At 34.8% G+C, this 14,769-nt stretch carries 15 protein-coding genes; 7 read left to right on the top strand and 8 right to left on the bottom strand.

What is annotated here, in order from left to right:
- Positions 1–9 precede the first annotated feature (9 nt).
- From F0460_RS03345 to F0460_RS03325, 5 genes are all read right to left on the bottom strand, one after another.
- Positions 10–438 carry a MarR family winged helix-turn-helix transcriptional regulator gene (locus F0460_RS03345; RefSeq protein ID WP_150010256.1) on the bottom strand — a complete coding sequence of 143 codons (429 nt, stop codon included), beginning with the start codon at positions 436–438 and terminating at the stop codon, positions 10–12.
- A 326-nt stretch (positions 439–764) separates the two neighbouring features.
- Positions 765–1,277, bottom strand: a complete 513-nt coding sequence (locus F0460_RS03340) for a hypothetical protein (protein ID WP_150010254.1) — start codon at positions 1,275–1,277, stop codon at positions 765–767.
- 10 nt (positions 1,278–1,287) lie between these two features.
- Positions 1,288–3,060, bottom strand: a complete 1,773-nt coding sequence (locus F0460_RS03335; RefSeq protein ID WP_150010252.1) for an AMP-dependent synthetase/ligase — start codon at positions 3,058–3,060, stop codon at positions 1,288–1,290.
- Positions 3,061–3,139: 79 nt separating this feature from the next.
- Positions 3,140–3,595, bottom strand: coding sequence for a hypothetical protein (locus F0460_RS03330; protein WP_150010250.1), 456 nt, complete (start codon positions 3,593–3,595; stop codon positions 3,140–3,142).
- Complete coding sequence (locus tag F0460_RS03325) at positions 3,595–4,611, bottom strand: M28 family metallopeptidase (protein WP_150010248.1); 1,017 nt, start codon at positions 4,609–4,611, stop codon at positions 3,595–3,597. The genes F0460_RS03330 and F0460_RS03325 overlap by 1 nt, the downstream gene beginning before the upstream one ends.
- Before the next feature lie 79 nt (positions 4,612–4,690).
- Here F0460_RS03325 and F0460_RS03320 point away from each other — a divergent pair, with 79 nt between their 5' ends.
- On the top strand, positions 4,691–5,497 hold the full coding sequence (locus tag F0460_RS03320; RefSeq protein WP_150010246.1) for an SDR family oxidoreductase: 807 nt from the start codon (positions 4,691–4,693) through the stop codon (positions 5,495–5,497).
- Positions 5,498–5,573: 76 nt separating this feature from the next.
- Positions 5,574–6,230, top strand: a complete 657-nt coding sequence (gene fsa, locus F0460_RS03315) for a fructose-6-phosphate aldolase (protein ID WP_150010244.1) — start codon at positions 5,574–5,576, stop codon at positions 6,228–6,230.
- A gap of 21 nt (positions 6,231–6,251) precedes the next feature.
- Here the strand turns inward: fsa and meaB are convergent, their stop codons facing one another.
- Positions 6,252–7,355, bottom strand: coding sequence for a methylmalonyl Co-A mutase-associated GTPase MeaB (gene meaB, locus F0460_RS03310; RefSeq protein WP_150010242.1), 1,104 nt, complete (start codon positions 7,353–7,355; stop codon positions 6,252–6,254).
- 104 nt (positions 7,356–7,459) lie between these two features.
- Here meaB and F0460_RS03305 point away from each other — a divergent pair, with 104 nt between their 5' ends.
- Genes F0460_RS03305 through F0460_RS03290 form a run of 4 tightly spaced genes read left to right on the top strand, consistent with a single transcriptional unit; the run spans position 7,460 to position 11,683 of the window.
- Positions 7,460–8,668, top strand: coding sequence for an MFS transporter (locus F0460_RS03305; protein WP_150010240.1), 1,209 nt, complete (start codon positions 7,460–7,462; stop codon positions 8,666–8,668).
- Positions 8,668–10,074 carry an FAD-binding oxidoreductase gene (locus F0460_RS03300; RefSeq protein WP_150010238.1) on the top strand — a complete coding sequence of 469 codons (1,407 nt, stop codon included), beginning with the start codon at positions 8,668–8,670 and terminating at the stop codon, positions 10,072–10,074. The genes F0460_RS03305 and F0460_RS03300 overlap by 1 nt, the downstream gene beginning before the upstream one ends.
- Positions 10,075–10,076: 2 nt before the next feature.
- The gene (locus tag F0460_RS03295) at positions 10,077–10,631 is read left to right on the top strand and encodes a pseudouridine synthase (protein WP_150010236.1); all 555 of its coding nucleotides are present in this window, start codon (positions 10,077–10,079) and stop codon (positions 10,629–10,631) included.
- 59 nt (positions 10,632–10,690) lie between these two features.
- Positions 10,691–11,683 carry a cation diffusion facilitator family transporter gene (locus F0460_RS03290; protein ID WP_150010234.1) on the top strand — a complete coding sequence of 331 codons (993 nt, stop codon included), beginning with the start codon at positions 10,691–10,693 and terminating at the stop codon, positions 11,681–11,683.
- A 129-nt stretch (positions 11,684–11,812) separates the two neighbouring features.
- On the opposite strand, the gene F0460_RS03285 is transcribed toward F0460_RS03290, so the two are convergent.
- Both F0460_RS03285 and F0460_RS03280 read right to left on the bottom strand, forming a co-directional pair.
- A complete protein-coding gene (locus F0460_RS03285) occupies positions 11,813–12,574 on the bottom strand; it encodes an ABC transporter ATP-binding protein (RefSeq protein WP_150010232.1) in 762 nt (253 codons plus the stop codon).
- A 3-nt stretch (positions 12,575–12,577) separates the two neighbouring features.
- Entirely contained in the window at positions 12,578–13,789 is a 1,212-nt protein-coding gene (locus F0460_RS03280; RefSeq protein ID WP_150010230.1) for an MFS transporter, read from the bottom strand.
- A 114-nt stretch (positions 13,790–13,903) separates the two neighbouring features.
- Between F0460_RS03280 and F0460_RS03275 the strand changes: the two genes are divergently transcribed.
- Positions 13,904–14,752, top strand: coding sequence for a transketolase (locus F0460_RS03275; RefSeq protein WP_150010228.1), 849 nt, complete (start codon positions 13,904–13,906; stop codon positions 14,750–14,752).
- Positions 14,753–14,769: the final 17 nt, after the last annotated feature.

Genomic DNA, 14,769 nt, shown 5'->3' with positions numbered 1-14,769 from the left:
TTTGGTTTCTTAAAATTTCTTTTTTGTTACAATGATGTTCTGAATTTTCTCTGACATCTCTATAAAGTTATCAATCTCTTGTTGCGAAAAGGTTTCTAAAAGTTTATTATTAAAATTGATTACCGTTTGTTTTGATAGTCCGCGTTTTTCGACACCCAGCGGAGTTAAATAGATATTTACACCACGACCGTCTTTTGGATTTTTAATTTTTGAAATCAGTCCTTTTTCTTCCATTGTTTTTAAGGTACGCGTTAAGCTTGTTGGTTCCATACCCAAACGCGGAGCCAAAGCTGTAGAAGGCGTTCCTTCTTTATCTATGTTTAATAAAGCATAACCAAGCGCCATACTTGCACCGTATTGCGAAGCTTCTTCGTTATACATACGGGCAATGGCTTGCCAGGTGTTTTTTATTACTGAATCTAGTGTTTTATTTTTCATGAATTTATTTAGTTATACCAAATATAATAAAAAAAATAGTATGCACGCATACTATTTTAAATTTAAATTTTCGTTAAAAGGATGTTTTTATTCTTATTTGTAAGAATTATTAATGCAAAGATTCAAATCATTTCCAAAATTGCCACCATCTTTTTTTTTACATATTTAGTAACAACAATACCTGTTAAAGCTTCTGTCTCTTTTAAATAGAATTTAGATACAGAATGAAAATCATTTTTATAAATACGTGTTTCAATAAGCTCATGATATGATCCCTCAATCATTAATGATAAATAATCTAATGAGAAGTTTTTAGGAATTAGAATCTAAAAATTACCTTCCAAGTCACTTTCAAGTATTAAATCTAATTCCTTCACATATATAGATGCTTCTAAAGGTTCCCCTAATTCAGTTAAAACTTGTCCTTTTATTGTATCTTTTAAACTATCTGTTTTAATTTGCTTTAAATTAATTCTCTTGTAATTAGATTCATTTTTAGAAACATTCAAATTGTTTGTTGTCGATGGCAGATTTGTTGCAAACACACTTCCTGTTGATCCTATTAAAAAGATAGCCGTTAAAGCTTTGTATAATTTTGATCTTTTCTTTTTAGATTGAATTTCTATTGGACGATTTAATTGTGATACAGACATTCTACCGCAAATTCTAACTTTTGATTGTTCAATAACTTTAACGATTTCCGTATTATCTAACTTTGTAAAATCAATAACCTCTTTTGAACATTGCATACAAAATTTGCCTCTATCATGAGGTTGCATCTCATTCCATTTTTCTTCACATGGATTTTGAATATTTACTATGATGGCATTGTTTGACATTCTAAACTAATTAAGAATACATTTTTTCATACAAATCTTTATACTTCTCTAAAATAACTTTACGTTTTAGTTTTAAGGTTGGCGTTAATTCGCCAGAATCAATTGCCCAGACATTTGGTGTAAGTGCAAACTTTTTAATTTGTTCCCATTTACCAAACTGCGGGTTAATTAAATCTATTTCTTTTTGCAGGCGTTCTATAACCAATTCGTTATTTACCACTTCGTCTAATGAAAAACCTACATTAACTTTGTTGCGGTTTGCCCATTCTTTAATAAAATCGAAATTAGGTTGAATTAACGCTGCGGGCATTTTTTGTCCTTCGCCAACAACCATAATCTGCTCAATAAAACGAGATTGTTTCATGGCATTTTCAATCATTTGCGGAGCAACGTATTTACCACCGCTTGTTTTAAACATTTCTTTTTTACGATCGGTAATAAACAAAAATCCGTCGGCATCAACTACACCTATATCTCCTGTATGAAACCAACCGTCGATAAATGCTTCTTTGGTTTTTTCTTCGTCTTTATAATATCCTTCTGCAATCGATGGTCCCTGACAAAGAATTTCGCCATCCTCGCCAATTTTAACGGTAACATTGCTTAAAATTCTACCTACAGATCCAATTTTCCAACCATTGTTTCGCTGGTCGTTTACAGAAATTACCGGAGATGTTTCGGTTAAACCGTATCCTTCCATCACCGGAATATCGGCTCCGCCAAAAATTCGAGACAAACGTGGAGATAATGGGGCAGAACCTGATACCAACAATTCTAAATTTCCACCCAAGGCTGCATGCCATTTAGAGAAAATCAGTTTGCGGGCAATTTTCAGTTTAAATTCATAAAAACCGCCGTTTGCACCGTATGGTTTAAAATCTTCAGCCAAACGTAATGCCCAAAAGAACAGTGCTTTTTTAATACCTGAAAGTTCTGATCCTTTGGCATAAATTTTATCAAACACTTTTTCTAAAACCCTTGGAACAACCGTCATTACCTGTGGTTTAACTTCTTGCAGGTTATCAGAAATTTTCTCGATAGATTCCGCAAAATAGATCGATACACCCATATATTGGAACAGATACAGAATCATTCGCTCAAAAATATGACAGCACGGCAGAAAACTCAACGCAGTGTAACTTCCTCTATCAAAAGGAACACGCTCTTCTGATCCTAAAACGTTGCTAATGATGTTATTGTGGGTAAGTAAAACGCCTTTTGGAGTACCTGTTGTTCCCGATGTATAAATGATCGACGCTAAATCGTCTGGAGTTACGTTGGCTTTCGCAGCTTCCACATCGGCATCGTTCAGTGCATCTTTACCGGCAGTAATAATATCTTTCCAATTGGCGCATCCCGGAATTTCATCGAACGAATAAATACCTCGAAGCTTGGGAATATTGAATTTTACTTTATCTAACTTATCTAAAATAACCTTATCGGAAACAAACACATACACACTTTCTGAATGCTTTATAATGTATTCGTAATCGTGTTCTGAAATGGTTGGATATATAGGCACAGTAACCGCTCCGGTCTGCAAAATACCAATATCCATAATATTCCATTCGGTTCTGTTTGTAGAGGTTATCAGTGCAATTTTATCGCCTTTTTTAACACCCATGGCAAGTAATGCTTTTGAAACATAATTTGCCTGTTCAATATATTCCTGTATGCTTGTTGATTTCCAAACGCCGTTGTATTTTGTTGTAAATGCTTTTTGCAACGGATAATTCTGCAACTGGTAATAAGGAATATCGAATAATCTACCTATTTGAGACATATATTGTGTACTTTTTTTGATGACTATTTATGCAAAATACTATTTTTTTAGCATAATTGCACTGTTTTTTATAATTACTTTAGTTAAAATCTACTTCTTTTAACTTTTGAATACCTTCTTGATATATTGTTGCCGACGGTATTTCTTTGTTTTCATCTGCCGTGTTGATCAATTGTCCGTCTTTGAAAAAGTAATCGGCGTAACGTAATAATTTGTTGACGTTGTTGGCATCGGTTTCTTCAATAATGCAGGCAATCAGCTCATTATTCTTGTAGTAAAAAACTTTTTGCAGTGTGTATTTATCGAAAACGGTATAGATTATTGAAAAGATATTATTGTTGGATAATACATAATACGAAAGATCATACGTTGTACCAGTGGCTGTTGTGCCCGGTTTGTTGATAGGATCGAACCATTCGTTTTGCGATGTTGATTGTATGTAGTTTTGGATTGATTTAATTTCTGCATCGTTATTTTGTGCAAATACCGATGTTGCCAGAAACATACATATTATTATAAGAAAGATCTTTTTCATTATTGTTTTAGTTTAATACGATCGGCTCTGTTTGCTATTTCCCAAGCAGTTACGAAAATTAATTGGGTGCGTTTTAGCATATCGTCGAAATTAATTTTATCAACTGTGTCTGTTGGTTTATGATAATCTGCATGTTCACCGCTGTAATAAAAAATTACCGGAATGTTGTATTTCGCAAAGTTGTAATGATCTGATCTGTAATAAATCATCTCCGGATGTTTATCGTCGTTAAACGTATAATCTAAAACCAGATTGGTGTATTTTTTATTCATGGCTTCAGAAACATCATGTAATTCAGTGCTTAACTTATCGCTTCCCACCAAATAAATATAGTCTTTTTTATTTTTATCGTATGTTAAATCTCTGCGACCAATCATATCCACATTTAAATCGGCAACAATATTTTCCAAAGGAATAATTTTAGAATTCACAAAAAAACGCGATCCATGCAAACCATATTCTTCGCCCGTACAATGTAGAAATACGATCGATCGTTTTGGTCCGTTACCGTTTTTCTCTGCAATTTTGAACATACGTGCCATTTCTAACAAAGCAGTAGTTCCGGTTCCGTTATCATCGGCACCATTATAAATTTCGCCGTTTGTCATACCCACATGATCGTAATGTGCAGAAATTACCAAATATTCATCGGGTTTCTCGCTTCCTTTTATATAGGCAACAACATTTTCACTGTCGTTTAATTTCGGACTAAACATACGTTTCATTGCCTCAGACGGAACAAATTGATAATAATCATCAGTTCCAGGTAACGCTTCAATTCCTAAATTTTTGTAGATGTTTCGCAAGTAATTTGCTGCCATTTTTTGACCGGCTTCACCTGTTTTTCTGCCTTCCATTTCATCACCTGCAATTATCGAAAGATGTTTTATTAATTCATCTTTCGATAGATTTTCCATCATTTCCTTTACACGGTCTTTTTGTTTTTGCGCATGAATAAAGCTCGAATTTATTGATGCAAAGGCAACAAACAGAAAAATTTTATTTTTAAATTTCATTCGTATCATTTTAGTTTTCCAAGTACTAAAAATACTAATTTTTACGATTGCTATTGTATATTTGTTGAAAATATTAAAAATGAGCAAAGTTGTATTGATAACCGGCGGATCATCAGGTATTGGCAAAACAGTAGGGAATTTTTTACTAACCAAAGGTTATACGGTTTACGGCAGCAGCAGAAATCCTGAAAATGTTATAGATGGTAAATTTCCGTTGGTTGCAATTGATGTTCGAAACAATGAATCGATACAAAGCGCGGTTGCCGAAATTATTGCAAAAGAAGGCAGAATTGATGTATTGATTAACAATGCAGGAGTAGGAATTACCGGACCAATTGAGGAAATTCCGTTAGATGAAATTCAGAATAATTTTCATACCAATGTTTTTGGACCAATTGAAGTTATGAAAGCGGTTTTGCCACAAATGCGGCAACAAAAATCGGGATTGATCATTAATGTAACATCAATCGCAGGTTATATGGGCTTGCCTTATCGTGGAATTTATTCGGCATCGAAAGGAGCTTTGGAGCTGATTACCGAATCGATACGGATGGAAGTGAAATCGTTTAATATCCGAGTTACAAATGTGGCTCCGGGCGATTTTGCAACCGATATCGCTACACGACGTTTTCATGCTCCGGTTTTAAATAAATCGCCATATAAAGAAATTTACAGTCAACAATTGGAAACCATTAATGAACATGTGAATGATGGTGGAGATCCTATAGAAATGGCAAAAGCGATTGATGAAATCATTCAGACAAAAAATCCAAAAGTTCATTATAAAGTAGGTGCTTTTATGCAGAAATTTTCTATCTTTCTAAAAAAGATTCTGCCAGATACTGTTTACGAAAAAATGCTGATGAATCATTATAAAATTAAGTAATTTATTTGCCACAGATTCACAGATTTTTACTAACTTTTGATGACATTTTTTTACAAATAATTAAAACAACAACACAATGAAATTTTTTATAGATACAGCAAACCTTGAACAAATTAAAGAAGCACAGGCTTTAGGAGTTTTAGACGGCGTTACAACAAATCCGTCGTTAATGGCGAAAGAAGGCATCTCCGGAAAAAACAATATTTTAAAGCATTATGTTGATATATGTGCTATTGTTGATGGCGATGTTAGTGCCGAAGTTATTGCGACCGATTACGAGGGAATGATTAAAGAAGGTGAGGAATTGGCTGAATTAAACGAGCAGATTGTAGTGAAAATTCCAATGACACAAGATGGAATTAAAGCTTGTAAATATTTTTCTGATAAAGGCATTAAAACCAATGTAACATTAGTGTTTTCGGCAGGTCAGGCATTATTGGCAGCAAAAGCGGGTGCAACCTATGTATCACCTTTTATTGGTCGTTTAGACGATATTTCTACCGATGGTTTAAACTTGATCGATGAAATTAGATTGATTTATGACAACTACGGTTTCGAAACGCAGATTTTGGCAGCGTCTGTTCGTCATACCATGCATATTGTTAATTGCGCTAAAATTGGTGCCGATGTAATGACAGGTCCGTTAAGTTCTATTTTAGGATTACTGAAACATCCATTAACCGATTTAGGTTTGGAACAGTTTTTAGCAGATTACGCTAAAGGGAATAAATAAGAAACATAAAAGCACTTAATTTTAACTGCTTTTTTTTATTTTACTGTATAATTCCAACAACTCATTTGCGGCTGTAAATGGAGATTTCTCGTTATTCTGTACAGCATTTTCTGCATTTTGGAGTTGTTCGTATATGGTTTGGTTTTGATAAAAATTCGAAAGCAATTGCTCGTTAATGGTTTCTCTTAACCAATAAGCATTTTGATTTTTTCTATTAGCTTCAAAATAACCATTCTCTTTGGTTAACGAAAAATACTTTTCTAAAAGTTGCCAAACATCTTCAATTCCTTGATTGTAAAAGGCACTTGCTAATAAAACTTTAGGTTGCCATTTAGAATCTTTCAAAGGGAATAAATGCAACGCACGGTTAATATCTAATTTGGCATTATTGGCGTGTTTTAAATTATCGCCATCGGCTTTATTAATGATGACAGAATCTGCCATTTCCATAATTCCGCGCTTAATTCCTTGTAATTCGTCACCAGCACCGGCTAAATTCAATAGTAAAAAGAAATCGGTCATGCTGTGAACTGCTGTTTCACTTTGTCCGACCCCAACCGTTTCAATCAAAATAGTATCAAATCCACAGGCTTCGCACAAAATAATACTTTCACGGGTTTTACGGGAAACGCCGCCTAAACTTTCGCCCGATGCCGACGGACGTATAAACGCATTTGTATTTTTAACCAAATCTTCCATTCGTGTTTTATCGCCCAAAATACTTCCTTTACTTATGGTACTGCTGGGATCAACTGCTAAAACTGCTACTTTTTTACCGATTGATGTAAGATACATTCCAAATGCTTCAATAAATGTACTTTTTCCAACGCCGGGAACTCCTGTTATTCCAATTCTCACCGATTTATTTGCATGCGGCAAACACGTCTGTATAATTTTATGCGCTTGTTCTTTGTGAGTTGGGTTGGTACTTTCTATAATAGTGATGGCTTTACTTAACGACGGAATATCGCCTTGCAGTAGTTTTTCAATCAGCAAATCAATATTTAACGACTTTCTTCTGAAATTCTGAATGGTTCGAATGGAATCCTGATTCACATGATCTGGTTGCGAAATTCCATCAATTTCATGTAAAGATTTTTTATTCGGAAGATTTTCGTTCGGCATAATGAATCGTTTCAACAAACTTACAAAATTGTTCTAAAAATCGTTTTAAAATTTAAGTTGTATTGGGGTGGTTTAAGTAAATTTGTTGTTTCAATCTATAAAAAATGTCTACAATAAAAAATACAGATGCGCAAAAACCCGTTTACGCAATACTGATTGCCATAAGCGTTGCCCATTTGTTGAACGATTTGCTGCAAGCGGTTATCCCTGCAATTTATCCGAAATTAGAAGCCAAATACCATTTAACTTTTGCACAAGTTGGTATGATTACGCTTTGTTACCAGTTGGCAGCATCGATATTTCAGCCGGTTGTTGGGGCTTATACCGATAAAAACCCAAAGCCATATTCGCAGATTTTTGGTATGTTGTTTACCATGGCAGGAATTACTTTGCTAGCTTATGCGCCAAATTACGAATTGATTTTAGTTTCGGTTGTTTTGGTTGGAATTGGCTCATCTATCTTTCATCCAGAATCATCGCGTGTAGCTTTTATGGCATCAAACGGAAGAAGAAGTTTTGCACAATCGGTTTTTCAAATTGGCGGAAACACCGGAACAGCTCTGGCTCCGTTATTAATTGCGTGGATCGTATTGCCAAACGGACAATTATACATTTTGTGGTTTTTAGGTTTTGCAATTTTGGCGCAGATTGTTTTAGGATACATTGCAAAATGGTACAACGATAAATTAAAAATCGCTTCAAGATCAACCAAAAAAGTAATTCAAGTACCCGATTTATCTGCTTTTAAAGTAAATTCGGCAATTACTATTTTGTTGGTTTTAATCTTCTCTAAATATTTTTACGTAGCAAGCATTACCAGTTATTTTCAGTTTTATACCATGGATAAATTTGGTTTGAACGAAGTTCAGGCGCAGGTTTATTTGTTTTATTTCTTGATTTCAGTTGCTGTAGGAACCTTGTTAGGCGGAATTTTTGGCGATCGTTTTGGTCGTAAATATGTGATTTGGTTTTCGGTATTAGGTGCAGCTCCGTTTACATTGGCATTGCCTTATGTAGATTTACAGTTAACAGGAATTTTAATTGTAATTATTGGCTTGATCATTTCATCGGCATTTCCATCGATTTTGGTTTATGCACAAGAATTATTGCCAAAGAAATTAGGAATGGTTTCGGGCTTGTTCTACGGTTTTGCTTTTGGAATGGGCGGAGTAGGATCAGCCGTTTTAGGACTTTGGGCAGATGCAACTTCTATACAGTACATTTACCACATTTGTTCGTTTTTACCGCTGATCGGTGTTATTGCTTATTTCCTTCCGAACATGCAGAAAGTTAAATATAAAGATGTAGAATAATGATTACTCTTGATATAAAAAATAAATTGGTCGAAGTTGTTGGTGTATCGTATGTTTTTACCGATGACGAAACCTTGAATGAATACGGAAAAGATCATACCGAAGATTTGGTTTTTCCACCCTCGATTGTTGTAAAACCGGCATCAACTCAAGAAATAAGTGCTATAATGAAAATCGCTTTTGAACACGCAATTCCGGTTGTTCCAATTGGAGCTCGCACAGGTTTAAGTGGTGGAATTTTGGCTGTTCATAAAGGAATCGGACTTTCGTTGGAACGATTGAATCAAATAGAAAAAATCGACGAACAAAACTTGCAGGTAATCACGCAACCCGGGGTAATTACTGAGGTTTTGCAGAATGCCGTTGCCGAAAAAGGTTTGCTATATCCTGTTGATCCAAGCAGTAAAGGCAGTTGTTTTATTGGCGGAAATATTGCAGAAAATAGTGGCGGAGCACGGGCGGTAAAATACGGTGTTACCAAAGATTACGTACTAAATTTAGAGGTGGTTTTACCAAACGGCGATATTATAAATACCGCTGCAAATACATTGAAAAATTCTACAGGATATAACTTAACGCAGTTAATGGTGGGCAGCGAAGGAACATTAGGCGTGGTTACTAAAATTGTGTTGAAATTGGTGGCTGCCGTTCCGCATATTGTATTGTTATTGGTTCCCTTTTTTAAAATGGTAGAAGCTGCAGCAGCTGTTTCGGCTATTTTTAAGGCTGGAATTGTCCCAAGTGCGTTGGAATTTATGGAACGCGATGCGATTGATTGGACGATGAAATTTACCGATGTTCCCGATTTGAATTTAAAGCTTGAAATTGAAGCTCATTTGCTGATTGAAGTCGATGGAAATTATCCGGAAATTTTAATGAGTGAAGCAGAGAAAATCCTGACGGTTGTTGAACAGTTTCAGATTGATGAGGTTCTTTTTGCAGATACCGTTGAACAGAAAAATGCGTTATGGAAATTACGTAGAAATGTTGCCGAAGCTGTAAAACAAAATACGGTTTATAAGGAAGAAGATACCGTTGTGCCTCGTTTTGAATTGCCTAAATTATTGATTGGAATTAAAGCTATTGGCGAAAAATACGGTTTTAAAAGTATTTGTTATGGTCATGCGGGGGATGGAAATTTGCATGTAAATATCGTAAAATTAGATATGACCGAAGATGCTTGGAAAAACGAAGTTCCAAAAGGCGTAAAAGAAATTTTTGAGTTAACAAAATCATTAAACGGAACTATTTCGGGCGAACACGGAATCGGTTTGGTTCAAAAAGAATTTATGCCGATTGTTTTCACTGATATCGAACTAAATTTAATGTATCAGATCAAAAAAATATTCGATCCCAAAAACATTATGAATCCGGGAAAAATATTTCCATCAATCTATAACCATTAATCATGCACCAGCATTTTCTGTTGTACAAACCCGCGGGTTATATTTCGCAGTTTGTTTATGAAAAAAAGCGAAACAAGAAAAAACTCGGCGAATTGTACAATTTTCCCGAAGGAACAATGGCAATTGGTAGGTTAGATGAAAATTCCGAAGGTTTACTCATGCTTACTACTGATGGTAAAATCAGTGAAGATATTCGCAGTGCACATTACGAAAAGCAATACGTTGTTCAAGTTGATGGAATTATTACTAATGAAGCAATCGAAAAATTGAAAAACGGAGTCGAAATAGGGGTAAAGGGCGAACGGTTAACCACCAAAGAATGTTTCGCAGCAATTATTGATAAACCTGATTATGTGGGCGAAGGTTACCGTATTCGCAGCGATAGACACGGACCTACAAGTTGGTTGACTATTACATTGACACAAGGAAAATTCCGACAAGTTCGTAAAATGACAGCTGCCATTGGTTTCCCTACTTTACGATTAATCCGCATTCGTATTGGCGATTGGAAGTTAAAAGGAATGAGTGTTGGCGAAGTTGTAAAAATTGAATTGTAATAATATTAATAAATATAACAAGTTATATTTATTAAATTTGATGCAGACTAACTGAAATAATGAATACACAAGCAAACGAAAACTTTAAATTCCAACGGATTATTGCAATAGTCGGTATCATTCTGTTTTTAGTGAAGTTGTATGCGTGGTATCAAACCAATTCTGTAGCCATTTTAACCGATGCTTTAGAAAGTACCATTAACGTAATTGCCGGTTTAATTGGTTTGTACAGCCTGTATTTATCGTCGCTGCCAAAAGATCATAATCATCCGTATGGTCATGGAAAGGTAGAGTTTATTTCGGCTTCTATTGAAGGTGCATTGATAACTATTGCCGGAGTTGTTATTATTTACGAAGCTATTGGCGAACTTCAAAATCCCAAAACAATTGAAAAACTCGATTTAGGGTTGATTTTGGTATCGTTAACTGCCGTAATAAATTATGTTTTAGGTTATTATGCCATTAAAAAAGGTAAAAAGAACAATTCATTGGCGTTAATTGCAAGTGGTAAACATTTACAAACTGATACTTATTCTACCATTGGAATCATCATTGGATTGATTATTCTGTATTTTACCGAAATTTCTTGGATTGATAGTGTTACTGCTTTAATTTTTGCAGGATTTATTATTTATACAGGATACAAGATTGTGCGCGAATCGATTTCGGGAATTATGGATGAAACCGATGAATTACTGTTAAAAGAAGTGGTTGATTATTTGAGTGAAGAACGTCGCGAAAACTGGATTGATCTGCATAATTTAAGAATCATAAAATACGGAAGTACGCTACATTTTGATTGTCACATGACGGTGCCTTGGTATTTTAATATCGAAGAAGGTCATAAAGAAGTTGATGCGTTGGAAGATGCCGTAAAGAATCATTTTGGCGATCGAATTGAACTTTTTGTGCATTTAGATGCCTGCAAAGAATACTCGTGCCACATCTGCAGTAAAACTGATTGTCCTGTGAGAAAACATCCGTTTCAAGAAAGTTTAAAGTGGACAATGCAGAATGTTTCTTTAAATAAAAAGCATAATAGTAGTTTGTGATTTTATTGCATTTTTTCATTACGACGAAGGAGGAATCTCTTTTTTAAAGTAAAGATTCTTCATTCCACTTCGTTTCTTTCAGAATGACATAAGATATATCTTGTAAATATCTGTGCATCTGTGGCAAATTTACAGTATCAAAAACTGCTTTCTTTCTTTATCAAACACAATATCATCTGTGTCAAAAAAGCGATCAAAAACACCATTGTTAATTAGGTTGTTTGTGGTATTGTGATAAAATTTATCATCTTTCAGCAACATAATTTCATCGCTTAACTGTAACGCCAAATCTAAATCGTGGGTAGAAAATAAAATACATTTGTTGTTAACCGTGCACAGTTTTTTAAGCAGTTTAAAAAGTTTTACCTTATGATACAAATCTAAATGGGTAGAAGGCTCGTCTAAAAATATAAACGGAGTATCTTGCACAACGGCACGCGCAATAAAGGTACGCTGTAACTGTCCGTCGCTTAACTGTGATAATTTCCTGTCTTTTAAACTGCTTATTTCACAATCTACTAATGTAGCATTTATCAGATTTTCATCGGCTTCAGTTAATTTATCTAACCAATTCGTGTAAGGTTGTCTGCCTAATTTAACCAATTCATAAACCGTAAGATCTTTATTCACGTTTTCATGCGTAAGCACCACACTAACCTGTTTTGCAAATTCGGCAATAGAAAAAGCATCAATATTTTTATCATCAATAAAAACAGCACCCGATTTTTTATCCAACAAACCCGAAAGCGTTTTTAATAAAGTCGATTTTCCAATTCCGTTGCTTCCCAATAACGATGTAAGAATTCCGGTTTTAATCTCGAAATTCAAGTTGCTAAACAACGTTTTATCTTTATAGCCAATGCTTAAATTTTCGGTTCTAAAAACAGTCATACACTACATTTTTTTCATTACAAAATAAAACCCAACGGTTGCAACTAAAATCATAACGCAGTTAAAAATCCACAGGTTGGTAAACCCATAATTTTGAGCGATAAATGTTCCAATTAAAGGCGATGTTACAAAAGCCAGCGAAAATGACATTCCGTTTAAACCCATGTACGATCCGCGATTGGTTGGTCCTGATCTGTTAACAGCTACAGTTGATGCAAACGGCATGATTAATATTTCGGAAATAGATATTAAGAAGATCGAAAGATATAAAACCACGATTAAATGCGATGGCAGTAATACTAAAAAGGCAGCACCGCAAAACAAACTTCCAATAATCATATTAGCGGTTAGTGTGAATTTTTTCTCGGCATAATGTACTAGTGCCATTTCTAAAATAAAAACGACAATTCCGTTGAATGCCATTAATAAACCGACTTCTTTTTCGTCCATCAATGCTACATTTTTATAGAATAGGGGCAGTGTGTTTAATATCTGAAAAAAACAAAAAGCATAAATGGCAATGAATATGCTAAAGAATATAAATTTACGATCGGCGTAGGCTGATTTTGTTTTAATGATTTGCTCTGCCTTATCGGCAATTACTTTTTCGGGCGTATTGCCTTTTCTGTTTTTAAAATAGATGATAAAAAGCGTTCCTGCCAAAAACGACATTACTGCATTGGTGTAAAACAAAAAGTTGTACGAAACCGCTGCTAAAAATCCACCAATTGCCGGACCAATAGAATAGCCCAGATTCAATGCCATTCGGTTCAATGAAAAAGCTCGGGTAATATTTTCGGGTTTAGCGTAATAAGATACCGATGCACTGTTTGCCGGGCGAAACAATTCCTTAATAAAACTCAAGAAAAAGATCGATAAACAAAGTGTTTCAAAACTTTTAAAGAAAGGCAGTATCAAATAAAAAGGAATACTTAAAAACAAGCTGCTAACCTGTATTTTAAACGATCCGAATTTATCTGTAAGCCAACCGCCAACAAGCGATCCTAAAATAGATCCAACACCAAAAGTACTTAAAACAATACCGGCATTTTTTAAAGAAAAATCTAAAACCGTGGTCATGTAAACTCCTAAAAAAGGCAGTACCATAGAACCACTTTGGTTGATAAACATAACAAGCGCCAACAGCCATGTAGCCTGCGATAAACCTTGGTAAGCGCTAATATAGTTTTTCCAGTATAATTTTAAACTTTCCATTTTGCAAAGGTACTAATATCAATGTAATTTGTTAATAAACAAAAACATTAAGTTTGTGTGTGCAATCTTTTAAAAAAACTATCTTTGTGTACAGTAAATTTTATGTATTTATAAATGAAACCTAACACACAACAATTACAAGACTTGGTAACACAAGTTAGAAGAGATGTTTTACGTATGGTACATGCCGTAAATTCTGGTCATCCGGGCGGATCTTTAGGCTGTGCAGAATATTTCGTTGCATTGTATCAAGTTATTATGAACAGAAAAGAAGGCTTTGATATGGATGGAAAAGACGAGGATATCTTCTTTTTATCAAACGGACATATCTCTCCGGTTTTCTACAGCGTTTTGGCTCGCAGCGGTTATTTTCCTGTAAGCGAATTGGCTACTTTCAGAAAAATCGATTCTCGTTTACAAGGTCACCCAACAACTCACAGTCATTTACCGGGAATCCGCATGGCATCAGGTTCATTAGGGCAAGGTTTATCTGTAGGAATTGGTGCAGCGCAGGCAAAAAAATTAAATAACGATGCTAATCTGGTTTATGTACTTATGGGCGATGGTGAATTGCAGGAAGGTCAAAACTGGGAAGCATTAATGTACGCTGCTGCCAATAAAATCGATAATCTTATAGCTACTGTTGATTTAAACGGTAAACAGATCGATGGTACTACCGATGAGGTTTTAAACATGGGAAGTTTACAGGCTAAATTTGAAGCTTTTGGATGGGATGTTTTAAACATTGAAAAAGGTAACGATTTAGATGCTGTAATCAATGGTTTACAAGAAGCAAAACAAAAAACCGGCAACAAAAAACCGGTAATGATATTATTACACACCGAAATGGGCAACGGTGTAGATTTTATGATGAATACACATGCTTGGCATGGTAAAGCACCAAACAACGATCAGTTAGAAAGTGCTTTAAACCAAAACATTGTTATTTTAGAAGATTATTAATAGAAAAAGAGAGAAAC

It is taken from the genome of Paenimyroides baculatum (genome assembly GCF_008629655.1).
GTDB classification, from domain to species: domain Bacteria; phylum Bacteroidota; class Bacteroidia; order Flavobacteriales; family Flavobacteriaceae; genus Flavobacterium; species Flavobacterium baculatum.
Note: the sequence above shows the minus strand (reverse complement) of the source record. Positions and strands in the feature narration are given on the sequence as shown.